This window comes from Brachybacterium sp. AOP24-D1-21, from assembly GCF_052378665.1.
Lineage (GTDB): Bacteria > Actinomycetota > Actinomycetes > Actinomycetales > Dermabacteraceae > Brachybacterium.
Genome location: NZ_JBQSXX010000003.1, coordinates 1 through 22,179 on the forward strand (window position 1 = coordinate 1; position 22,179 = coordinate 22,179).

The following is a 22,179-nucleotide window of genomic DNA, read 5'->3' on the forward strand; positions in this document are numbered from 1 at the left end:
TCGGTGTTGACGAGCACGTCTGGCGCCACACCCGGCGCGGCGACAAGTACGTCACCGTGATCATCGACCTCACCCCAGCCAGGGACAAGACCGGCCCGGCGAGGCTGCTGGACATGATCCCCGGCCGCTCCAAAGCAGCGTTCAAGGCCTGGCTCGAGGCCCGCCCCAAGGCATGGAAGGACCGCATCGAGGTAGTGGCGATGGACGGGTTCACCGGATACAAGACCGCCGCCGGCGAGGCCCTCCCAGGCGCGGTCGCGGTCATGGATCCCTTCCACGTCGTCCGCCTCGCCGGAGACGCACTGGACGACTGCCGACGACGCGTCCAGCAGCAGCTCCACAAGCGCAGGGGCCGCAAGGACGACCCCCTCTACAAGACTCGCCGCACCCTCCACACCGGCACCAAGCTGCTGACCGACCGCCAATGCCAGCGCCTCAGCAGCCTGTTCGAGCGAGAGAAGCACGTTGCGGTCGAGGTGACCTGGGAGATCTACCAGGCGATGGTCGCCGCCTACCGAGAACCCGACCGGGCGAAAGCCAAAGCGAAGATGGAGAAGCTCATCACCGCGCTGAGCAAGCGCGTCCCGGACGCCTTGCCCGAGCTGGCCAAGCTCGGCCGAACACTGACGAAACGCGCAACCGACGTGCTGGCCTTCTTCGACCGACCGGGCACCAGCAACGGTCCGACAGAGGCGATCAACGGCCGGCTCGAACACCTCCGCGGCTCCGCCCTCGGATTCCGCAACCTCACCCACTACATCGCCCGCAGCCTCCTCGAAGCAGGAGGCTTCAGACCCCACCTACACCCTCAAATGCGATGAGCCGGATCTGCTCGGTGGCCTCAGCGAACGTGCCCCGAGCACAGGCCGGCTCCAGGCAGAACCAGCGCCGCTTGGCCCACACCACCACCGCCGCGCCGGCGACGGGAACGTCCCTGACTTGCTGTGACCGTCGGGAGTGGACCTTCGTTGCGAGCACCCCGCAGGACGGACAGCCCGGCGGGACGGTCGAGGCGATCACCACCCGCCGGCCACCATCGGGCAGGTCGACGGCATCGATGACGCGGTAATTGGGCAAGTTGAAGATCGTGCTCGCAGCATCACGCTGCGAACCAGTACTCTCGTGCACAGGCTCGTGGTCCTCTGGAATGTGGATGTCTTGACAACACCCATCACAGCAGGACCACGAGCCGTTCTACGCCAACGACGCGACGCTCCCCATCACCACGAACCGGGAAGAGCCGCTTTCGGGGATGCTGGCATCGCATCAACGCGCCGGGTTTTGGCCTTCGATGAGTCGAGCGAAGCGGAGGATGTAGTCCTGAACGAACTGCACGGTCGATTCTTGCGAGATGTTCCCGTCCTCATCGAGAAGCGTGGGTGATTGAGAGAGGAAGACCTCGGGCTGTCCGGGGGTGGGCATGTCGAAGTATGAGAGTGCGAGCCGGAGGTTCTTCTGCGAGCTGTACCCGCCCATGCGGCCAACGGAGTGGCTGATGATCCCGGCAGGCAGGTTCTTCCAGGCGACATCGCTGTTGGGTTTGGAGCCGATGTCGATGGCGTTCTTCAGGCAGGCGGGGATGGTGCGGTTGTTCTCTGGTGTGACGAACAGGACACCGTCGGAGGCTTGGATGATCTCCCGGAACTGCGTGTACTCCGGCGGGGTGGGTTTGTCGGTGATGTCGGGGTCGTCGTAGTCGAAGTCGTAGAGAGGAAGGTCGCGGATCTCAACGATGCGTGCGTCGTAGCCGTCGGGAAAGTATCCGATGGTGTTGTGGGCGATCTTGCGCGCGTAGGAGCCGCGGCGCAGACTGCCGACAAGGACGGAGATGCTCTTACTCAAGGTGTGGTTCTCTTTCTCTGAGGCGTAAGTGTGGGAATGATGGTCGGTTAGAAGTCCCAGTCGTCGTCGCTGGTGTCGACGGCTTTGCCGATGATGTAGGAGGACCCGGATCCGGAGAAGAAGTCATGGTTCTCGTCTGCTCCGGGTGCGAGGGCGGCGAGGATCTCCGGGTTGACTTCCGCTTCTTCCGGGGTGAATCTGGCGGGGTAGCCGAGGTTCATGAGTGCTTTGTTCGCGTTGTAGCGGACGAAGACGGCGACGTCGTCCATGAGGCCGAGCGGTTCGTAGAGCTCACCGGAGTAGGCCAGTTCGAGCTCGTAGAGCTCGTCGAGGAGCGCATAGGTGAACTCGCGCATGTGTTCCTGCTCGGCGAGGGTGTGGGTTTCGAGGCCGCGCTGGTACTTGTAGCCGGAGTAGTAGCCGTGCACGGCCTTGTCGCGCAGGATGAGCCGGATCATGTCCGCGGTGTTCGTGAGGGTCGCGTGGACGGAGAAGTGCAGCGGCAGGTAGAAGCCCGCATACAGCAGCAGGGACGAGAGCAGCGTGGAGGAGACCTTGCGCTTGAGCGGGTCATCTCCGTAGTAGTGCGCGAGCACCTTCTTGCAGCGCTCTTGGAGCAGGTCGTTCGCGATGGCCCACCGGTAGGCGTCGTCGATCTCGGGTGTCGAGGTGAGGGTGGAGAACACGCTGGAGTAGGAGCGTGCGTGTACGGACTGCATGAAGGCGATGTTGGTGTAGACGGCCTCTTCGTGTTCGGTGCGGGCGTCTTGGATCTGGCAGATCTCTCCGACGGTGGCTTGTACGGTGTCGAGCATGGTGAGCCCGGTGAACACGCGCATGGTCAGCGTGCGCTCTTCCTGGGTGAGTTTCTGCCAGGCGGGGAGGTCGTTGGAGAGGGGCACTTTCTCGGGGAGCCAGAAGTTCGCGGTGAGGCGGTTCCATACCTCGAGGTCTTTGTCGTCTCCGACGCGGTTCCAGTTGATGGGACGCAGTCGGGCTGCTGGGTCGTGCCGGTAGCCGGGTGGGGTGACGGAGATCTCGGTGATCGGGCGCGTGGTGTCGGTGAGGGTCATGGGTGTTCCTTCGGGAAGATCGGATGATGTGGTCAGAGGGCGCAGGAGACGCAGCCTTCGATTTCGGTGCCTTCGAGTGCGGGCTGGCGGAGGCGGATGTAGTAGAGGGTCTTGATCCCGGCGCGCCAGGCGTGGATCTGTGCCTTGTTGATGTCGCGGGTGGTCGCGGTGTCGCGGAAGAACAGCGTCAGGGAGAGGCCTTGGTCGACGTGGCGGGTGGCGGCGGCGTAGGTGTCGATGATCTTCTCGTAGCCGATCTCGTACGCGTCCTCGAAGAACTCGAGGTTGTCGTCGGTCATGTGCGGGGCGGGGTAGTAGACGCGGCCGAGCTTGCCTTCTTTGCGGATCTCGATCTTCGCCGCGATCGGGTGGATCGACGCGGTCGCGTTGTTCACGTACGAGATTGATCCGGTCGGCGGGATGGCCTGCAGGTAGGCGTTGTAGATGCCGTGCTGCCGCACCGATTCCCGCAGCTGCGCCCAGTCGCCGCGGGTGGGGATCGCGACGCCTGCCTCGGCGAAGAGGGCGCGGACGCGTTCGGTGGCGGGCTGCCACTCGCGCTCGGTGTACTTATCGAAGTAGGTGCCGTCGGCGTAGGCGGAGGTCTCGAAGCCGGCGAAGGCCGTGCCGCGTTCGATGGCGATCCGGTTGGAAGCGCGCAGGGCATGGTAGGTGACGGTGAGGAAGTAGATGTCGGTGAAGTCGATGCCCTCCTCACTGCCGTAGCGGATGCGCTGTGAGGCGAGGAACCCGTGCAGGTTCATCTGCCCGAGACCGATCGCGTGCGACGCGTCGTTCCCGGCCGCGATCGAGGGGACCGCGTCGATGTCGGTCTGATCGGACACGCTCGTGAGTGCCCGCACCGCGGTCTCCACGGTCGCGCCGAAGTCCGGTGAGGCGAAGGCCTGCGCGATGTTGAGGGAGCCAAGGTTGCAGGAGATGTCCCGGCCGACCTGCTCGTACCCGATCGCGGCGTCGTAACGGGACGGGGTGTTGACCTGGAGGATCTCGCTGCAGAGGTTGGACATGTTGATCCACCCCTGCAGCGGGTTCGCGCGGTTGACGGTGTCCTCGAACAGCACATAGGGGTATCCGGATTCGAACTGCAGCTCGGCGAGGGTCTTGAAGAACTCCCGTGCGCTGATCGTCGTCTTCCGCACCCGCGGGTTCGCGACCAGCTCGTCGTAGTGGTCGTTCACCGACAGATCCGACAGCGGCTTCCCGTACTCGCGCTCGACGTCGTAGGGGCTGAACAGGTGCATGTCCCGGTTCTCCTTCGCGAGCTGGAAGGTGACGTCGGGGATCACGACGCCGAGGGAGAGCGTCTTGATGCGGATCTTCTCGTCCGCGTTCTCCCGCTTCGTGTCGAGGAAGCGCAGGATGTCGGGGTGGTGCGCGTGGAGATACACGGCTCCGGCTCCTTGCCGGGCACCGAGCTGGTTGGCGTAGCTGAAGCTGTCTTCGAGGATCTTCATCACCGGCACCACCCCGGAAGCCTGGTTCTCGATCTGCTTGATCGGCGCCCCGGTCTCACGCAGGTTCGTCAGCAACAACGCCACCCCGCCCCCACGCTTGGACAGCTGCAGCGCGGAGTTGACGCTGCGTCCAATGGATTCGAGGTTGTCCTCCAGGCGGAGCAGGAAGCAGGAGACGAGCTCGCCGCGCTGCGCTTTCCCCGCGTTCAGGAACGTCGGTGTCGCAGGCTGGAAGCGGCCGGAGAGCATCTCGTCGACGAGCCGGGTCGCGAGGGCTTCGTCGCCCTGCCCGAGGAAGAGCGCGGTGGCGACGACGCGCTCTTCGAATCCTTCCAAGTAGGTGGTGCCGTCGAACGTCTTCAGGGCGTAGGAGGTGAAGAACTTGAACGCCCCGAGGAAGGTCTGGAAACGGTGCCCGGCCCGGCGGGCACGGTCGTGCAGGTTGGTGAGGAACTCCGGACGGTACGCGTCGAGGAATGCCCGCTCGTAGTAGTCGTTCGCGACCAGCCACTCCAGGCGCTCGGCCACGCTCGGGAAGGCTCTCGTGTTCGGGGCGACGTGCTGGCGCAGGTATTCGTCTGCGGCTTCCCGATCCTTGTGGAACTGGATCGACCCGTCCGAGGCGAACAGGTTCAGCTGTGCGTTGAGGGCGTGGTAGTCCTTCCGCGCGCCGATCCCGGTGCGGGCGGGGGCTTCTGGGGAGATGACGGTCATGCGGTCTTCCTCTCAATGGATGTCAGATTGTCGGAGGCCTGCTCCCAGAAGCGGGTCAGGCCGTTGTTCACGTGTTCGATATCGCGCTGCGTGCCGAGCAGCTCGAAGCGGTACAGCTCCGGGACCTGGCATTTCGCAGAGATGACGGGACCGGCGAGGCAGTAGTGCTCGCCGAAGTTCGTGTTCCCCGCCGTGATCACACCCCGGATGAGTTCCCGGTTCGCGGGGTCGTTGAGGAACGCGATCACTTGCTTCGGCACAGCCCCGGCGCGTTCCCCTCCGCCGTACGTGGGGACCACGAGCACAAAGGGCCGCGTAACCCGGATCAGCCCCTCCACCCGGGGCCGCAGCTGGATACGGACCGCGGGCCGGTCGAGACGTTCGACGAAGCGGCGGGTGTTCTCCGACACGCTCGAGAAGAACACGAGATCAGGCGACTCGGCGGGCTCGAGCTCGCGCACAGAGGGCGCGGCGCGCCGGGACTCGGGTGGGGCTGGCATAGCGATCCTCCTCGCTCTCTGGCTGTGACGCGCCACGCCACCAACCACTACATGTTGTGCCTCACCGATGTTTGGAGCGGCGTATCTAGTAATAACATCGATGTGGTTCACTTGTCTACGCCATGCCCATGTTTGGAACTACGGCATGCCGAACACTATGCTGTGGGGTATGGGGGCTCTTCGCGGTTCGTGGTGAATGACCCTGCTGGGACGGGTGTTCACGCTACGGTTCTCGCGGCGCTGGTCAGCAGGATACGCATCCGGTAGTTCTCCGGGTTTCGGAATCCGCGGCCGGTGCGTTTGATGTTCTTGATGCCGGTGTTGCCCGCTTCGACCTTCGCGGTGGTCGCGCCGGTGACGATGAGGACCTCGATCGCGTCCCACCAGGTCACGACGGTGTCATAGAGCTTCGTCGTCTCGGGCATGTTCGCGATCTGGGCGAAGTAGCCCATCCGCATTCGCTCCTGCCAGGCCTGGGCGAGGGTGTCGGTGGACAGGAGGCGGCGGAGCTGCTCTTTGATGCCCCAGGCAGCGGAGAGCTCGTCGGTGGGGTCATCGGTGCGGAACACGTCCTCGAGCCGCTCCCAGGCCCTCGGGGTCAGGGTGTCGCCGCCGCGTAGTAGCAGCATTCGGTGCGCCCAGGCCGGATCCTCCTTGCGACCTCGACGGCCGCGATGGGCGCGGGCCAGGCGCTGCCTGACGGTGGTGACCATGTCGTTTCCGAGCTTGACGAGGTGGAACTTGTCGACCGAGACCGCAGCCCGGGGCAGGTAGGTCCGCAGCGCCTTGCGGAACGCGGCCGAGGGATCGATCGCGACGATCTCGATCCGCTCCCGCCAGGCCTCGGAGCGCTGGGCAAGCCAGTCCCCGACGGCCCTGGAGTCGCGGCCGTCGACGATGCCGAGGACCTGCCCGGTGCCCAGGTCCACCAGCGTCGTCATCCACGGCTCGAACCGTCTCCAGGCCCCCTGATCCGTGCGGAACCAGCGCACCGACCGGTACCGGTGCTCATCGACCCCCAGACGCCTCACCCGCACGTCGTCGACGTCAGGCAGGACCACCGCAGCGGCGCTGAGGGCGGCCTGGACCAGCCACCACGAGACCCCGTGGGCCCGGGCCACCTCGGAAGCTGCACGGCCCGAGGTGATCACGGCCGAGACGACCTGGTCCCGCAGCCTGGTCGTCGAGCGGGCGTAACGGGGGATCTGCTCGGTGGCCTCAGCGAACGTGCCCCGAGCACAGGCCGGCTCCAGGCAGAACCAGCGCCGCTTGGCCCACACCACCACCGCCGCGCCGGCGACGGGAACGTCCCTGACTTGCTGTGACCGTCGGGAGTGGACCTTCGTTGCGAGCACCCCGCAGGACGGACAGCCCGGCGGGACGGTCGAGGCGATCACCACCCGCCGGCCACCATCGGGCAGGTCGACGGCATCGATGACGCGGTAATTGGGCAAGTTGAAGATCGTGCTCGCAGCATCCCGCTGCGAACCAGTATTCTCGTGCACAGGCTCGTGGTCCTCTGGAATGTGGATGTCTTGACAACACCCATCACAGCAGGACCACGAGCCGTTCTACGCCAACGACGCGACGCTCCCCATCACCACGAACCGGGAAGAGCCGTGTTGCCGGTGGCAAGCTGGTCAATGCCAGAACGGTCAGCCTGCGCCAGAAACTGGTCAATATTCCCGCCCGGATTGCGCATCGGGCTCGCAAACTGATCCTGCATTTACCTACGCACTGGAAATGGGCCACCGCCTTTGACCGGCTATGGCACAACACGCTGAGCCCACCACAGCTGGCCACACCGTGACCACCCAGCCCGAAAAGGGGCGCCCGGCCGAGCAGCAGAAAGGAATGCTCGGAAACCCATCAGTGGACACAACCGGTGCCAGGCCGGGAGACATCAACGACCCCAAAACGCTCAACCGCGCACCATCGATTCCTCAGCGTCGCAACTGCACATCGCTTATCTAATCGGTGGATCCAGGCTAAGGACGCCCCGACCATCGAACTCGAGGACGTCACGGCGGTGCGGCGCGAGAGCATCGGGCAGATGATCCGCGACGTTCACCAGCCCGCACTGCGAGATCTCAGCCCGGGGAAGCTGGCGTATCTCGAGGCGATGCTCGATGACGACGGCCCCACACGAGTGGCTGATATCGAGCAGCGGCTCGGTAAAAGTCCGGGGTACCAAAGCGTCTACCGTGACCGGTTGATCAACGACGAGATGATCCGCCCCACCCAACGTGGATACGTCGAGCTGGCAATGCCCTACCTACGCGAGGCACTCCTCGAACGTCTCAGCGGCACGCAGTACTACACGAGGACGCCTACGGCCTCGATCTCCGCGGCACGTCGCCCCGGCACTGCCAGCGAACGAAGCCACCTCGACCGCTCCCGCGGGGAGGGGCAGCGCCGCGAACACGGCTACGGGAGGTAGTCCGTCGGCCCCGCCAGTTCCGCCTCGAGGGCAAGGATGCGGAGCATTCGCGGCAGCTCAACGCCCGTGTTCTCGGTCTGAACCTTCACGGGCCGGCTTCACCTGCTGCCGATACGTCCTGGCCGGATCTCGTCGGCCGCGCTGATTCACGGTGTCCGAGGGCTGCACATCTGCTCGAGGCCGTACATATGCGCCAGGGACTCGTTCGGGGCGGGTCGTGCGCATGACGCCCTGTAGCTCCGGTTCCAGAGCATCCCATTGGTTCTGGGTGAACTGACGGACGCTGCGCCGCAGCCGACGCTGCTCAGGTGACACCGCCGCAGCCTCACGATGTTCACCACGCTGCTCAGCGATGGTCTTCTTCGACTGCACACGACGTCGAGGAGCCTGCTCCAACTCGTGCTGCTTCTCGATGCGTGTGCATGCGGCCTGTGCTTGTCGGCGGTCATTGCGTCCGTGCCAGACCTCACCGGTGTCGTTGACACGGGTAACGACCACATGGATGTGGTCCTCACCGTGACGGACCGCAACCCATGGATGCTCCCCCACCCCCATCTCGTCCATGAAACGCGAAGCGATATCGGACCACTCACGATCATCCATGCTCCGATCCCCTGGAGCGGCGCGCAGTGATGCCTGCCAGATTGGCTTGGTGATGTCCGGGCGCTGCTTTTGCGTGTGCCGTAGGTCCGCGGCCCACTCCGCGGGGTCGGTCGCGCCCTCGGCGCCGATGTTCGAGGCGATCACCATTCCTCCGGAGTGCCGGCGCCCGTCGCGCAGGTACTGGTGCTCGTTCGCCTTACCCGGCCCATGCAGGTACGCGGCGATGTCCCCCACGCGCTGCCCCCGGGTGATCTTCGCGATCACGACTGCCCCCTCGTCCACTCACGAATCTCCGCTAACTGTTCCCGAGCGGCAGCAACTACCGCGAACACCTCATCACTTGTCGGCCCGTCAGCCCCGCCGCGTTCAGCAGTGTTCAGTGCGCGCGCAATCTGGTTCAGGTTGTTGCCCACCCGGCCCAGGTCCGTGCGCAACCCGGCGACCTCTCCGCCTACATCGCTGTGCCCGAGCTCATGCAGCGCAATCGAGCTCGTCACGCGCTCTCGTGCCCACCGCGCGACCGAGCCCCTACCGGCGGTCTGGGCCAAGTGCTGCCAGACCTCGAGCTCGTCTGCGCTTAGCGAGATTCCCACTCGATGCGTCCGCTTCGCATCACCTCTCGCGGGGCGACCCGCACTCTTGCGCGGCGAGGGATCCGCCTGCTCGCGCCGCGCCTCGCGGTTCGACTGCGCGATCGCATCTCGCAACCAGTCCGGCAGCTCCTGCTCGCCAGATGCCGGCTGCCCGCCTGCCGTCGTCGACGCGTTGCCGCGCGCCGGTTCGGCGCGCTCGGGATGAGGGCCGGTCGGCACCGTGGATCCCCTTTCGTCCGAGCCCTGGCGAGGACCGCGACCTCCGGTCGCTCGCTCTCCGCGTAGGAGCAAGGTCGATTGTGTGGGACACCACGGGGCAGTGAGGAACGAACGGTACGCCCCGTTGTGTCACGCACAATCATACCTTGCATCGGTTTCTAGCGCACCGACAGAGGAGGACACAGCGCGCTAGAAACCAGGGGCGGGTCTCGTGCCCGACGACTCCCCAAAGCGAACGCCGGGAGTCGGGCACGAGACCCGCCGTGATGCGCGAAGCGCGTCACAGGCGACCCCGTCCAGGGGTCGCACGACCAACAGGCAGCAGCTCAAGAAGCCGACTCTCCGATGGGCGCGGCCATGTGTAAACATTGTCTACATGTCGCCAAACCAGAACAGCTTCGACCCCCATCGCGATCACCGTAACGGGATCCCTCGCGTCGGCTACAAGGTCGTCTCTGCACGCATGGACGATGAACTTGTGCACGAGCTTGATGCGCTCGCGCGCCACACAGGACGCTCACGTGGGTTCTACCTCCGCGCCGCTCTGCAGGAGATGTTGCCCGTACTGAAAGAGCGCTACTGGCATCACGACATCAAGACCAGACAGGCAGAGCTCAACGAGTACAACCACTTCATGGAAGAGCTAGGGAACAGCGACAGCTAGAACTCCTCCACGAGAGTGAAGAACTCTCGGGTGGTCCTGAAGTAGGAATGAACAGGGATCACGACTCAAGCCAGCTGTAGTAGCTACTCGCGACCAGCCCGCCATGCTCTCTCCCATTCAGGCCCTCCGGCTACCGGGGTTGGCCTGTCTCCAAGCTGCCATCCACACCTCGTCGTAGCGGCGCTCTCCCGGGCGCGTCTTGGCGACACGGAGGTCGATGTGGGCCACGAGCCAGCCGAGTACGTGCGCCCGCAGATCGTCGATCCGGTCAACCCATTCGGCGGAGCGAATGAGCAGCTCTTCCTCGCCGGTGACGATGTGGATCGACCAATCGGGCAGCCTCTTGTCGAGGTCGGAGTGGGTGGCCGTCACCGTCGGCCCGTCAAGCGTGAGGCTGTACCTGATGGTGAGTCCATGAACGGCCCACACGGCCGTCTGATGCGCGAAGTACACGGCGTAATCGCTGCTCATGGCAGCCAATATGCGCCGCACCTCTGACGCCCAACACTGGCGCAGCGGGGTGCGCGGGCACCACTGTCGTGCCACACTCGATGTACACCCTCGGGAAGGAGGCCGTGATGACCACCAGTGATACTCGTGTCAGATTCCGAGATCTCAAGCCGTACTTCACGGTCGATTCCCTCGAGGTCCTGCAGGGGCCGGCGCACGGTGTGGTCGAGCTGCCGGTGTCGGTGTTTTGGAGCGGTAGCCCCCGGTTCGACCTCGACGTTGACGGGGCGCGCACTGAGTTCTACCAGTCGGTGCTGTCCAACGGCTCTGCCGAGCACATCGCCCGGTACCTCAACCGTGAACTCCTACTCGAGGTGTGGCCCACGCTCCCCCTGGATCAGCGAGTCGTCGAGACGTGGCACGCCCAGCACCCTCACCTCGCGGCCCTTCGGGGCGCTGATGGTCGACGCCGACGCTAGACGGGCCACGGCCCGTACCGCACTGGAGTCACTGGCCGGGACCGGCTACGTCCTCGCTGGCGCCAGCGCCTTGATCGAGCACGGCCTCATCCCCCGCGAGACGGTCGACGTCGACCTGTTCACGACGTCCGCCGAGACCACGCCACTGCCCGAGGTGCTGGATCGGCTGCACGAGGAGTTCACCGCGCGTGGCGGATCCATGGAGGTCAATCGGACCGCCGACCAGTACGCCAACGTGCTCTTCCACCTCGCCGGTGCCACCATCGAGGGCGACCTCGGGACGGACTGGCGAGGCCATTCACCGGTCCGGGGCGAGCTGGGGCCGATGCTGGATGAACGCGACGCCGTGGGCAACAAGGTCGCAGCCCTCTACAGCCGTCGCGCTGCCCGTGACTACATGGACGTCGCGGCGATCGCCCTCTCGGGGCGCTGGACCCATCGGACACTGATCGACGCTGCACGGAACCAAGACCCTGGCATCGGCCTCGACATGCTCGCCGACGCCCTCGCATCAGATCAGATCCCCGCCTCTGACCGCTTCGCAGCGGCCGGCCTCACCCCCGACGTCGAGCGAGTCATGCGCCACGCACTGACCCATCTTCACCGCGGCGTCGACTACGAGCATCGCGTCGAGCTCGTCGCTCGCGAGGATCCCGAGGCCGCGGAGGCCATGCGGATCAGTGCCGCAGGCAAAATGCAGCCACTCACCGAACAGCTACGCACCTGGCGCGCCTCTCCCCCGGCACGCCACGTTAAGGGGCAGAGTCGGGAGTCGGACCGTGCCCCGGGGTACGGCGACTGACCCGGTCAGCGCTCGTGGGCGGGTTCCCGGCTCGGCTCTTGCCTCCATGCTTGCCGGTGTGCAGGTAGAGCAGCGCCGTGAGTGGGCCCTGACGGGGCCTGAGGCGTTGCGGGACCCTCTCCACCGCCTGTGGGTACGTCGGGACCGGTGTCGTCCAGAGTGGGGCCACTGGGGTCTTCCTTGATCGCCTTCTCTCGCGCCAGCATCCGCTGCTGTTGCGCTGCGAAATTGGAGGGTTTCATCCGTCCTGGAATGCATCCCTGGGTCGGCCGGTGGGGACTTGGCCGGGCTGGACCGGTGCCCACTGCTTGCCGTTGTTGTACTGGCGCTCGAGGCGTTCGACCTCCGCCAGAAGTCCTCGGCGGATCAGATCCGAGAAGGTCCGCGGTCCTTCCTGATTCGGGGCGAAGGTGTTCACCAGAGCTGCACGAGCACGATCGGCTTCCTCAGCCGGCATGAAGAACCCAACCTTCGTTTTGGCTGCGGCTTTCCGCGGGGTCGGTCGCGGCTGCTCGATTGACTTAGGTTCTTCTGTAACCGGGAATGGCGGCGGGGCTGTCTCCGTGCGGGGTGCGACGGGATCGACACTGCCGAACGCCGACCGCTTGCGGGCGGGCTTGTCGCTCACTTGAGGGCTCCTTCGATGCTGTGCAGGTGCGCCGTGTAGATATTGGCAAGGGCGCGAGCTTCGGCGCTGCGGGCCTGGTCGAGTCCGGTCCCGGATTCGATGGCGTCGCGGATCGCTGCTCGTTTGGGTATGTGCGGCTCGAGGAGGCTGAGGCCGTGGGCAGCTGCCCCCTCAGTCAGTTCGTCCATTGCGGCGCGCACGCCCTTCTCTCTGGCGTCGTAGCGATTGACGATGATGCCGGCGATGTTGAGCGTGGCGTTGTAGTGCTGTCGAACGGTGGCGATGGTGCGGATGAGCTGGGCGAGCCCGTCGGTGCTGAACAGGCTGGCTTCGGTCACCACCGCAGCACCATGAGATGCGGTGAGGGCGTTGACGGTGATCTGGTCGAGGGCCGGTGCGCAGTCGATCAGCACGAGGTCGTAGCTGTCGCGGACGGCATCCAGGGCGTTGCGCAGCCGACTTTCGCGTCCTGCCCCGGCGATGACGAGTTCATCGCGGACGGCGGCAAGGCCGCTCCCCGTGGAGGGAGCAACGCTCAGCCCTTCCCATGCGCCGGGGACGGTGATGTCAGCGAGACCGTCGCTTGAGCGGTCAGTGAGGACGTCGGCGAGGCCGGGCTGGTCTCGCTCCAGGTCGGGGACGGTGACGCTGGAGAGGTTGCCCTGCGGGTCCGCGTCGATGAGCAAGGTGCGTCGGCCCTCCGCGACGGCCGCGCGGGCCAGATGAAAGGTGGTCGTCGTCTTGCCGACGCCACCCTTCTGGTTGCATATAGCGACGATCTTCGAGGTCATCAGGCGATTCCCTTCCATAAGTACTGTCGGGTTAAACAGTACCGTATATGCCGTGTGTGCTGTTGGCACCGTTGGTGTCGTATGGAATTAGGTGACGTTTGCCCATCTGGCCTCTTCGCAGCATCGCGGCGCCAAGGGTTCCGTAGAAACATACAGTACCGTTTGCAAGGGTACCGATGCAAGATAAAACAGTAGCGTTTGTGTATTCGGTAGAAATAGCGCCTTGCCCGGGGTTCGCCGTTGGGCCGTGGTCACGCGACCGCCGAGAAGCTTGTTGGTACTGGTGGTGGGTCGTCATCGTTCATACGCATTTCGTCGAGCAGGGCGAGGATTTCAGCATCGGCTACGAGGTCGTCGGCATGGAGGGCGATGTGGTGGCGGTCGAGGTAGGCCCACCAGATGCGTCGCTGTGCGCGGTAAGTCGCGATCTTCGTCGCGCGGGCATGGGTGACGCCAAATCGTTCGGCGAGTCGTTCGAGGTCCGCATCGCTGCTGGTGAGCCAGTAGCCGTCTGCAGGGTCGCCGTCGATGAGGTTCCATCCAGCCAGGGTGGTGAGCGCGTCGGTAACGGCCGTTCGGGAGAGACCAGTTCGTTGCTGGACGGTGGTGGGGGAGGAGCCGTGGCCATGTTCGATCGCCTCGTAGACCAGGGCTGCAGGCGCTCCGAGCTGCTCGAACACCGGACGTAGGGCCTGTGCCTTCCCTCGAGTCCAACGAACCGTCGTGGCCGCTTCGGCGTAGCGGTCGGGAATGCGCAGCTCGTAGGCGGCTGCCTCGCGGCCACGGGCACGAGAGGTCAGCGTGATCCAGGGATCGGATTCGGTAGAGATCTCACGGAGCAGCTCAGCAACCGTCTGCAGGCTGAGTCCAGTGGCGACAGAGAGACCGCGGACACCGGTGGCTGTGAGGGTGGAGCCGATCTCGTGGGACTGCTTGGCCGCAGCGCGAAGGAGGAGACGGCGAGTCCAGCCCCGAGCACCGGGGAACTCCCGGGTCTCCACCTCGTGCAGGAGGCTGCGCCAGGCGCGGATCACCCCGTGTGTATCCCGGATCGACGGCCCCCCCGTGTGAGAGTTGGCGCTTGTGTCAGATGTATGGACGGAGTCGTCCCGCTCGTTGTTTGTCGCGTTGAACAGGGGTTCCATCCGCTCCCAGTCGCCCGCGAAGGTGGCCCAGGGGGCGTGCCGGTGGCCGTGCAGTGCCCACAGGCCGGCCCACCGGCCATCGCTCATACGCGCGGCAACGTCTTCGCGGCCAAGGCCGGTAGCCCTCGCGGACCACAAGACGGCCCAGCGGGCCTCGGAGGGACTGTCATAGCCGTAGGCGGCCCAGTCGCCCTCCAGAGCCAGGGCGAGGTACTTCTGGCCCATGATGCGGCCCGCACCCGCCTCGTACACGGCCGGGGTGCTGTGGGGCTCGGCCGCTGCTGTCGCGGCGCGCTTGGCCTTCACGACGAGGATCTCGTCGCGGAAGTTCAAACGAAGCTGCCGGAGCGCCCGGGCAGGGGTCCGCAGGCCGTCGACCCGCTCGCGCAGAGAGCGCTCACTGATCGTGAGGTTCCGGTGTCCGCCGTGCTTGTGGACGGTGCCGGGGACGGTGATGCAGCCACGGGCGATCGACTGGTGAGGGGAGGGGTCCAGCGTGACCCACCGTCGTGCCATCGCCTCGACCAACTCGCGTGCCTCCAGGAACGCGAGCGGCTGCTCAAGGAGGACGTAGATGTGCGTGCCACCGTGAGCGTGATCGGTGAGGAACCAGGCGCCAGCCTGATCGAGCAGGGCTTCGGCCTGGAAGACATCATAGGCAACGTCAGCGACCTGCTCGAGGGTGCGGTCCTTGGCATCGAAATCGAGCCCGAGGACGCTGCAGTGCCCCGCGTTGCTGTAAAGACGCACCGCGGCGGGCTTTGTGGGCAGCTCGGCCGTGAGGTCCCGCTCCGTGCTGGCGGGGTAGCTGAGGCGACCCTCGCGCTGCTTCCTACCCAAGCGCATGCGAGCCTGGCCCGCGATCACGGGTGCGGTAAGGGTCCAGGAAAGCTCTGGGGAGAGGGTCATCGGGGTGTGCGGAGACACGCCGGGCTCGCCGTAGTTGCCTACGGTGCCTCGACCCCCGTACTCTGGGGGCAACAAGTGAATGAACCTCCTTTCAAGGTTCGCCCCCGGGACCTAGCTTGCAACTAGACCCGAAGACTTCTGAATCGCCCTCGACCTGCTTCAACAGGTTGGGGGCGAAGTCTTTATGCGCGCTTCTTCTCGCTGAGGTTCATCTCCATCTGGCTCTCGCCGGTCTCCATGTCCCAGTTGGACGGGAGCCCGTTGGGGCCAGGCTTGCCGGCCCGGATGGCTGCCTCGACGACAGCCCACTGAGGGGCGTTCGCGATTTCGGCGTACTCGTCGATCTTTTTCTTGATGTCGGTCGCCAAAAGCATGTGCGCCTGCACAGTCGGGGTGCCTCGCGGGCGGCGGTAGGAGCTAGCCATGTGGAACACACTACACGTGGACGGTACATGTACGACACTGTTTGATGGCGTGTCGCTGTACTAGGACGTCTTCTCAGCCGGGGAGGCGGGGATGCGCCGGATGCCGACGAAGGGGCTGACGTCGAAGCGTGTGGGGGAGATGCGGACTTCCATGGCAGAGGGGCCTGATGCTCCTGTCTTGTGTCAAGCGGGGGTGAGCCAGGTTCGGTAGCGGTCGGTGAGGTCCGGGAGCGGCCGGGTTCGTCGTTCGATGTCGGAGATGCGTGCCGACCGGGGCTGGAGCGCCTCGGCGGCTTGGGTCAGCGTGATGCCTTTCTGGGTGCGCAGGGCCCGGAAGTCGACCGGCTCGACGGTGGAGGGGTCGAGCAGGACGTGGTGGATCTCCCGGGAGATGGCCCGTTTGAGGCGCCGTCGAGGACTGCACCTGTCCCGGGCTTAGCAACTGGGCCATCTGTCCCAGCTGCTTGCACGGAAATTGACGCAATCCACCCACTTCAACGAGCGCGACACAGCAGCGCGACCTACAAGCATCAGCGACGCAGCATCAGCGAACGCATCAGACCCATCCAGAGCACACAAGAAGCACCAACATGAACACGAAAGCAAGGACGACCACGAGCATCAATCAAGACGACGAAACAGCCCCACGAGGACCCGAAATCCTAGAAGTCTAGAAGAAACAGCCCGACGGACCTCTGGCACCAATGCGTCCCCGGGGGGACATGAGGTAGCCAGCCCACCCAGTAACGAGCGTTTGAACGATGGAGGTCGGCAGGCCGGTGACATCTCCGAGTGGGTTCGCCAGCGCCGATGCCGCCCGTCCTTGCCGGGTCTTCCGGAACAAGGTTCCTGACCCGCGCCGGAGACAGCGCCACTCTCAGGCGAGAGCAGATTCCTTGGGGGAGGGGAAGCGCACCTGGCCCCAGAATCAGACGGGCCTCGCTAGGAGATGCCACTCAGGTGTTGAAGTCCACCGCGTCATTGATGGCTACGTAGGTGTTGCGCATGCGTTCCTCCGCGAACGCCGACCTGCCGGCGGACACCGGCCTGCGACTCAGCACCACGAGGCGCCTCTGGAAGAGCTCACGCGCGCCCTCCGATCGAGTTGCCCTGCTCAGTCCAAACAGATCCCGGAATCGCTGCTCTGACCACCAGACCTCCCTCTCGTGGTCGCCAAACTGCTCTTCAGTGATCACGAGCAGCATCGCTAGAGCTTTAGCGCTCATCGACTGGATGTGGCCGTTGAGCCAAAGGGTTCTAGGGACCTGGAAGTAGTCGTGGTCATGCCGGTCGGCAGGCGCGGCTCGGAAGCGAGCGGTCGAGGGAACATCGACGTACGGCAGACCCACCCCGGACTCCACGAGTAGCCGCACCGTTGATGCTCCGCCCCGGCTCCTCTCTACGTGGATCAGCCGTTCCTGCTCAAGCTTCACTAGCGCCTGGTTGATACGTCGCTTCCCGTTGACGGATGGATCATCCAGATCCAACAACTCCGCCCACACTCGGGACGAGACCCCCTTGACCTCAAAAGGAGGTCTGGCAGCAAGCCACACCAGTCCAAGATGGAGCTTCACCGCAGTCGCGCCCCCTCGTCCCCCTGAGCGAATCAGGCGTGCTAACGGCGGATCCTCACTCATGTCCGAGCTGCGGATGTAAGCCGTCCGCAACGGGATCCCCTTCCGCCGCTGGACACGCTCTGCAAGATCGCGTGCGCGACTGCGTGACAGCTCCGAAGCGTCTGACACCAGCTCGGGCAAGCCGCTGCGACCGATAGTCTCTGCGCCCTCAATTCCGCCCACCACACCTACTCCTCTTGAACTTCCACGCAACAAGGTTGCCTACTTAAACGGCGGCTCGGCACTGCCTACTAATAGGGACTGAACGATATGTACCGTCCTAGCTTACTCGCAGCAACTACGTCTCGCCTAGAGCCGTAGCAGCACCCCTCAAGCTCATGACAGCGTCTCGCCCCCGCATCAACAGGAAACTTTACGTTTCAACTTCAGGCTTGCGTGTGCCGAAAACTCGTGGGAAGCTCAATATGCGCGTAGGCGAACTGGCGTTCCTCTCATTAGGGTCCTGCCATCTCGACGCACTGGCCTCTTCTCATTAGAGAGTGTCCGGATGCCACACCTCAAGGCGCGAACGATAGAGCTGGCCCCGCCCCGTGGGAACGAGGCGGGGCCAGTTTCGTGCAAGTCGCACCGAAGCGCGAGGTTCCCACCGAGGAGCTTCTGCATAGGTCGCCGCGCAGATCGAGCACTCGGGCAACCTGTTGCACTCCTGCCGGGGCGCAAGATAGAGCGCCGCAGTTGTTAGCCGATAGCTGGCCTTTCCGGCTGGTTGGGCGCCCGGGGGTGAAGTGTCCGTGCAGCTCAATAGATACTGCTATACCCCTACGGCTTGGCCGCCAGTAAAACCGGGACGTCGCTGTTGGCCGCAATGTGCTGACTGAGTGGTGCCGAGAGTGTGCGTGCTACGAAGATGATGCGTCTACGTAGGTTCTCCGGCCGCTGGTCGAAGATCGACTCGTTGTGGGCCAAGCGGTTACGGGCGTCGCGCAACAAAGACAGCGCGTCGTGTAGCTGGGCGCGGTCTGCGCCAGGCGCATAGGCAAAGCGGAGTGAAGGCACCCAGAGGGTCTTTTCGTGAAGACTGTCGGTCAGATAGGTCCAGAATCCGAACATGATTTCAGCGATGACTTTTCCGCGATTTACCGAGCCGCCGTCCGTGTACCCAGCGTATTTCCTTGCAGTCTTAATGGCACCTCGAGGAGTGGAGTTCTTGTCTTGCGTGTTGCCGTCGGCACCGACCACAAGATGGGGAGCCCAGAGCTGGTCGTAGATTGCGCGGCTAATCCAGTCTTGGCCCGCGGCAAGGGGATGGGCCAGCAGTTGACGGTCGTAGGCGTTGCGCAGGCCGACTTCAAGGTGCCCTAAATCATGTAGCAGAGCTGACGAAACACGAGCGTTCCACTCGTAGAGCTCGAGGGCGCGGACGGGGTCGTGACCAGCGGCCTTCAGATACTTGTTGTAGCGCCCCGGCGTCAACCACTCCGTGACCCAGGTGTCAGATACCGTCGACATACACGCTCCCGTCAGGTATGCTCAGAGCAGCGAGAGCCCTTGATGACCGATGCCTCACGGCATGTTACTTGGGCCACGATCTTGGGAAGCCCCGGTATCAGGAAACTGACCCGGGGTTTCTCGCTGTTTGCCCGCGCCGGCCGTGCGTTGCCTCGTCGCGACCGACGTTGCGCAACGCTAACCGTAGTCGGTGAACGCTTCGCTCCACGACCTCACTCGACTCTCTGGCGTCAGGCTCGTCCGGTACGGCTGCCGATGAGCGCCCCCTATGACTCTTAACCGCTAGCTACACGGCGCCGAGGGCGTGGAGAGTTGACCAAGCGGCCGAAGATGGTGCCCTAAAAGCGCACTGGAGCCGGTCGCCCCTCACGGGTTCAAATCCCGTACTCTCGCCATCGACGTCCCATTGAGGCATACCCAAACGCGACACCCGTCACCGAGACGTCGCCACTGTTCCACTAGGTCCCTTCCCGTGTTTTGGCACATGTAGCGGCTAGGGTCTAAGACGTGAATGGAACACTTCGGGCCCCGGGGCAGCGCGTTGCGTACCTTCGGGTGTCATCGGCCAGCCAGAACCTCGCCCGGCAGCTCGAGGCGGTAGGGGAGTGCGACCAGGTCTTCACCGAGAAGCAGTCGGGCAAGAGCATGACCGACCGCCCGCAGCTACAGGCCCTCATCCGGCACGTCCGCCGCGGCGACCATGTCGTCGTCGCCTCCATGGACCGCCTGGCTCGTTCGGTCATCGACCTGAACGACATCGTCCAGCAGATCACCGGTGACCCCGCCGATCACACCGAGCAGCGGCCCCGGAAGGGTGCGAGCGTCGAGTTCCTCAAGGAGCGGCTCACCTTCGAGCCCGGGCACGCGGATGCGATGGCGGCGTTCCAGCTAAACATGATGGGCGCCTTCGCGCAGTTCGAGCGCGAGCTCATCCGTCAGCGCCAGGCCGAGGGCATCGCCGCCGCCAAGAAGCGCGGCGCCTACAAGGGCCGGCCCCGCAGCCTCGAAAGCGACCAGATCCGCTCTGTCCGCAACGCCGCCCTCGCCGGCACACCCAAAGCCCAAATCGCACGTGAGCACGGTGTCAGCCGATCCACGCTGTACCGCTACCTCCAGCACCCGTGATCCCCGTGGTTCGCCTCAAAGCGCACCCGGCTCGTTACAGTTCAACCATGATCGAACCCCATGACGAGGAAGCAGCCAACGGGGCTCTTCGCGGTTCGTGGTGAATGACCCTGCTGTGGCGGGTATTCACGCTACGGTTCTCGCGGCGCTGGTGAGCAGGATACGCGTCCGGTAGTTCTCCGCGTTGCGGAATCCGCGGCCGGTGCGTTTGATGTTCTTGATGCCGGTGTTGCCCGCTTCGACCTTCGCGGTGGTTGCGCCGGTGACGATGAGGACCTCGATGGCGTCCCACCAGGTCACGACGGTGTCGTAGAGCTTCGTGGCCTCGGGCATGTTCGCGATCTGGACGAAGTAGCCCATCCGCATCCGCTCCTGCCAGGCCTGGGCGAGAGTGTCGGTGGCCAGCAGGCGTCGGAGCTGCTCCTTGATGCCCCAGGAGGCCGAGAGCTCGTCAGTGGGGTCGTCGGTGCGGAACACCCTCTCCAACCGCTCCCACGCCCTCGGGGTCAGGGTGTCGCCGCCGCGCAGCAGCAGCATCCGGTGGGCCCAGGCCGGGTCGTCCTTGCGACCCCGCCGCCCGCGATGGGTGCGGGCCAGGCGCTGCCGGACGGTGGTGACCATGTCGTTCCCGAGCTTGACCAGGTGGAACTTGTCGACCGAGACCGCGGCCCGAGGCAGCCAGGTCCGCAGCGCCTTGCGGAACGCGGCCGACGGATCGATCGCGACGATCTCGATCCGCTCCCGCCACTGCTCAGAGCGCTGCGCGAGCCAATCCCCGACGGCCCTGGAGTCCCTGCCGTCGACGATGCCGAGGACCTGCCCGGTGGCCAGGTCGACCAGCGTCGTCATCCACGGCTCGAACCGTCTCCAAGCGCCCTCGTCGGTGCGGAACCAGCGCACTGACCGGTAGCGGTGCTCATCGACCCCCAGACGCCTTACCCGCACGTCGTCGACGTCAGGCAGGACCACAGCGGCGGCGCTGAGGGCGGACTGGACCAGCCACCACGAGACGCCGTGGGCCCGGGCCACCTCGGAGGCTGCACGGCCGGAAGGGATCACGGCCGAGACGACCTGGTCCCGCAGTCGGGTCGTCGAGCGGGCGTATCGCGGGATCTGCTCGGTGGCCTCAGCGAACGTGCCCCGGGCACAGGCCGGCTCCAGACAGAACCAGCGCCGCTTGGCCCACACCACCACCGCCGCGCCAGCGACGGGAACGTCCCGGACCTGCTGTGACCGGCGGGAATGGACCTTCGTCGCCAGCACGCCGCAGGACGGACAGCCCGGCGGGACGGTCGAGGCGATCACCACCCGCCGGCCACCATCGGGCAGGTCGACGGCATCGATGACGCGGTAATTGGGCAAGTTGAAGATCGTGCTCGCAGCATCCCGCTGCGAACCAGTACTCTCGTGCACAGGCTCGTGGTCCTCTGAGATTCGGATGTCTTGACAACACCCATCACAGCAGGACCACGAGCCGTTCTACGTCAACGACGCGACGCTCCCCATCACCACGAACCGGGAAGAGCCCGTTTAGCCCTCGGCTACGTGACTGTCGGTAGTCTGTAGGTTGTGCCAGTTGAATTCTTGAGTGATGCGCAGGCTGCCGCGTTCGGGCGGTTCGTGGGAGAACCTTCGCAGAACGATCTGGAGCGGTTCTTCCATCTCGACGACACCGATCAGGAGTTGATCCGCAGGCGCAGGGGTGAGCACAGTCGGCTTGGGTTTGCCGTACAGGTCGGGACGGCACGATTTTTGGGGGCGCTTCTTGCTGACCCGCTCGATGTGCCATGGTCCGTGGTCGATTACGTTGCGGCGCAGCTCGGAGTCGCGGATCCCTCGGTGGTCAAGCGATACACCGAGCGCGTTGAGACAGCCAACGCGCATGCGCGCGAGATCCGTGCCGTTTACGGGTACCGGGATCTTGATGCTCCGCTAACTGAAGCATTGACGGCGTTCGTCTTTTCGCGGTCCTGGACGCATGGCGAGGGGATCACCACGTTGTTCGGACACGCGGTTGCCTGGTTGCGCCGGGAGAAGGTCCTTTTGCCGGGCGTGAGCGTCCTGGCACGGCTCGTGGCTGCGACCCGTGAACAGGCGACAGTACGTTTGCACGCACAGATTGCTGTTGCGGCGGAGAGTGCCGATCCGCGGTTGCCGGCGGTGTTGTGGAGTGAATCGCCCTGGGTTTCTTGGAGACTCCTGACCTTGGAAACGAG

Annotated in this window: 21 protein-coding genes and 2 pseudogenes; 7 read left to right on the forward strand and 16 right to left on the reverse strand. The window is 64.9% G+C overall.

Annotation, left to right across the window (positions count from 1 at the left end):
* The coding region (locus tag ACT3UF_RS19575) for an ISL3 family transposase (protein ID WP_444608472.1) at positions 1-821 on the forward strand (821 nt) is incomplete at its 5' end.
* A 4-nt stretch (positions 822-825) separates the two neighbouring features.
* On the opposite strand, the pseudogene ACT3UF_RS19580 reads toward ACT3UF_RS19575, so the two are convergent.
* The 6 genes and pseudogenes from ACT3UF_RS19580 to ACT3UF_RS19605 form a co-directional block, all read right to left on the reverse strand.
* Positions 826-1,128: pseudogene (locus tag ACT3UF_RS19580) on the reverse strand (transposase family protein); the annotation flags it as partial.
* Between the two features lie 138 nt (positions 1,129-1,266).
* Positions 1,267-1,842 carry an NADPH-dependent FMN reductase gene (locus ACT3UF_RS19585; protein ID WP_443386448.1) on the reverse strand — a complete coding sequence of 192 codons (576 nt, stop codon included), beginning with the start codon at positions 1,840-1,842 and terminating at the stop codon, positions 1,267-1,269.
* Between the two features lie 47 nt (positions 1,843-1,889).
* Positions 1,890-2,915 carry a class 1b ribonucleoside-diphosphate reductase subunit beta gene (gene nrdF, locus ACT3UF_RS19590; RefSeq protein WP_443386450.1) on the reverse strand — a complete coding sequence of 342 codons (1,026 nt, stop codon included), beginning with the start codon at positions 2,913-2,915 and terminating at the stop codon, positions 1,890-1,892.
* Positions 2,916-2,947: 32 nt separating this feature from the next.
* Positions 2,948-5,104 carry a class 1b ribonucleoside-diphosphate reductase subunit alpha gene (nrdE, locus tag ACT3UF_RS19595; protein ID WP_443386452.1) on the reverse strand — a complete coding sequence of 719 codons (2,157 nt, stop codon included), beginning with the start codon at positions 5,102-5,104 and terminating at the stop codon, positions 2,948-2,950.
* On the reverse strand, positions 5,101-5,604 hold the full coding sequence (nrdI, locus tag ACT3UF_RS19600) for a class Ib ribonucleoside-diphosphate reductase assembly flavoprotein NrdI (protein ID WP_443386453.1): 504 nt from the start codon (positions 5,602-5,604) through the stop codon (positions 5,101-5,103). Before nrdI ends, nrdE begins: the two co-directional genes overlap by 4 nt.
* Before the next feature lie 218 nt (positions 5,605-5,822).
* Entirely contained in the window at positions 5,823-7,109 is a 1,287-nt protein-coding gene (locus ACT3UF_RS19605) for an ISL3 family transposase (protein WP_006822416.1), read from the reverse strand.
* Positions 7,110-7,657: 548 nt separating this feature from the next.
* Here ACT3UF_RS19605 and ACT3UF_RS19610 point away from each other — a divergent pair.
* A complete protein-coding gene (locus ACT3UF_RS19610; protein ID WP_444502803.1) occupies positions 7,658-8,044 on the forward strand; it encodes a hypothetical protein in 387 nt (128 codons plus the stop codon).
* Positions 8,045-8,101: 57 nt separating this feature from the next.
* On the opposite strand, the gene ACT3UF_RS19615 is transcribed toward ACT3UF_RS19610, so the two are convergent.
* Entirely contained in the window at positions 8,102-8,911 is an 810-nt protein-coding gene (locus ACT3UF_RS19615; RefSeq protein WP_444502802.1) for a relaxase/mobilization nuclease domain-containing protein, read from the reverse strand.
* Positions 8,908-9,459: a plasmid mobilization relaxosome protein MobC gene (gene mobC / locus ACT3UF_RS19620; protein ID WP_444502801.1), complete on the reverse strand. Its 552-nt coding sequence runs from the start codon at positions 9,457-9,459 to the stop codon at positions 8,908-8,910. Before mobC ends, ACT3UF_RS19615 begins: the two co-directional genes overlap by 4 nt.
* A 376-nt stretch (positions 9,460-9,835) precedes the next feature.
* Here mobC and ACT3UF_RS19625 point away from each other — a divergent pair, with 376 nt between their 5' ends.
* Positions 9,836-10,123, forward strand: a complete 288-nt coding sequence (locus tag ACT3UF_RS19625) for a ribbon-helix-helix protein, CopG family (RefSeq protein WP_443418573.1) — start codon at positions 9,836-9,838, stop codon at positions 10,121-10,123.
* A gap of 117 nt (positions 10,124-10,240) precedes the next feature.
* On the opposite strand, the gene ACT3UF_RS19630 is transcribed toward ACT3UF_RS19625, so the two are convergent.
* The gene (locus tag ACT3UF_RS19630; protein ID WP_443416251.1) at positions 10,241-10,594 is read right to left on the reverse strand and encodes a hypothetical protein; all 354 of its coding nucleotides are present in this window, start codon (positions 10,592-10,594) and stop codon (positions 10,241-10,243) included.
* Between the two features lie 107 nt (positions 10,595-10,701).
* Here ACT3UF_RS19630 and ACT3UF_RS19635 point away from each other — a divergent pair, with 107 nt between their 5' ends.
* Both ACT3UF_RS19635 and ACT3UF_RS19640 read left to right on the forward strand, forming a co-directional pair.
* On the forward strand, positions 10,702-11,052 hold the full coding sequence (locus ACT3UF_RS19635) for a transcriptional regulator (RefSeq protein WP_443416252.1): 351 nt from the start codon (positions 10,702-10,704) through the stop codon (positions 11,050-11,052).
* Positions 11,033-11,854: a nucleotidyl transferase AbiEii/AbiGii toxin family protein gene (locus ACT3UF_RS19640; RefSeq protein WP_443416253.1), complete on the forward strand. Its 822-nt coding sequence runs from the start codon at positions 11,033-11,035 to the stop codon at positions 11,852-11,854. Before ACT3UF_RS19635 ends, ACT3UF_RS19640 begins: the two co-directional genes overlap by 20 nt.
* A gap of 238 nt (positions 11,855-12,092) precedes the next feature.
* On the opposite strand, the gene ACT3UF_RS19645 is transcribed toward ACT3UF_RS19640, so the two are convergent.
* The 6 genes from ACT3UF_RS19645 to ACT3UF_RS19670 all read right to left on the reverse strand — a co-directional run bounded on the left by ACT3UF_RS19645 (position 12,093) and on the right by ACT3UF_RS19670 (position 18,838).
* Entirely contained in the window at positions 12,093-12,482 is a 390-nt protein-coding gene (locus ACT3UF_RS19645; RefSeq protein WP_443416254.1) for a ParB family protein, read from the reverse strand.
* Positions 12,479-13,273: a ParA family protein gene (locus ACT3UF_RS19650; protein ID WP_443365948.1), complete on the reverse strand. Its 795-nt coding sequence runs from the start codon at positions 13,271-13,273 to the stop codon at positions 12,479-12,481. The genes ACT3UF_RS19645 and ACT3UF_RS19650 overlap by 4 nt, the downstream gene beginning before the upstream one ends.
* A gap of 251 nt (positions 13,274-13,524) precedes the next feature.
* Complete coding sequence (locus ACT3UF_RS19655; protein ID WP_444502799.1) at positions 13,525-15,402, reverse strand: hypothetical protein; 1,878 nt, start codon at positions 15,400-15,402, stop codon at positions 13,525-13,527.
* 107 nt (positions 15,403-15,509) lie between these two features.
* Entirely contained in the window at positions 15,510-15,752 is a 243-nt protein-coding gene (locus tag ACT3UF_RS19660) for a hypothetical protein (RefSeq protein WP_443365951.1), read from the reverse strand.
* Between the two features lie 956 nt (positions 15,753-16,708).
* On the reverse strand, positions 16,709-17,326 hold the full coding sequence (locus tag ACT3UF_RS19665) for a hypothetical protein (RefSeq protein ID WP_147271504.1): 618 nt from the start codon (positions 17,324-17,326) through the stop codon (positions 16,709-16,711).
* Between the two features lie 822 nt (positions 17,327-18,148).
* A complete protein-coding gene (locus ACT3UF_RS19670; RefSeq protein ID WP_114311872.1) occupies positions 18,149-18,838 on the reverse strand; it encodes an Abi family protein in 690 nt (229 codons plus the stop codon).
* Between the two features lie 507 nt (positions 18,839-19,345).
* Here ACT3UF_RS19670 and ACT3UF_RS19675 point away from each other — a divergent pair.
* Positions 19,346-19,963: a recombinase family protein gene (locus ACT3UF_RS19675; protein WP_444502883.1), complete on the forward strand. Its 618-nt coding sequence runs from the start codon at positions 19,346-19,348 to the stop codon at positions 19,961-19,963.
* 126 nt (positions 19,964-20,089) lie between these two features.
* Here the strand turns inward: ACT3UF_RS19675 and ACT3UF_RS19680 are convergent, their stop codons facing one another.
* The gene (locus ACT3UF_RS19680; RefSeq protein ID WP_444608473.1) at positions 20,090-21,376 is read right to left on the reverse strand and encodes an ISL3 family transposase; all 1,287 of its coding nucleotides are present in this window, start codon (positions 21,374-21,376) and stop codon (positions 20,090-20,092) included.
* A gap of 156 nt (positions 21,377-21,532) precedes the next feature.
* Here ACT3UF_RS19680 and ACT3UF_RS19685 point away from each other — a divergent pair.
* Positions 21,533-22,129 (forward strand): annotated as a pseudogene (locus ACT3UF_RS19685) (DUF4158 domain-containing protein); the annotation flags it as partial.
* Between the last annotated feature and the right edge of the window lie 50 nt (positions 22,130-22,179).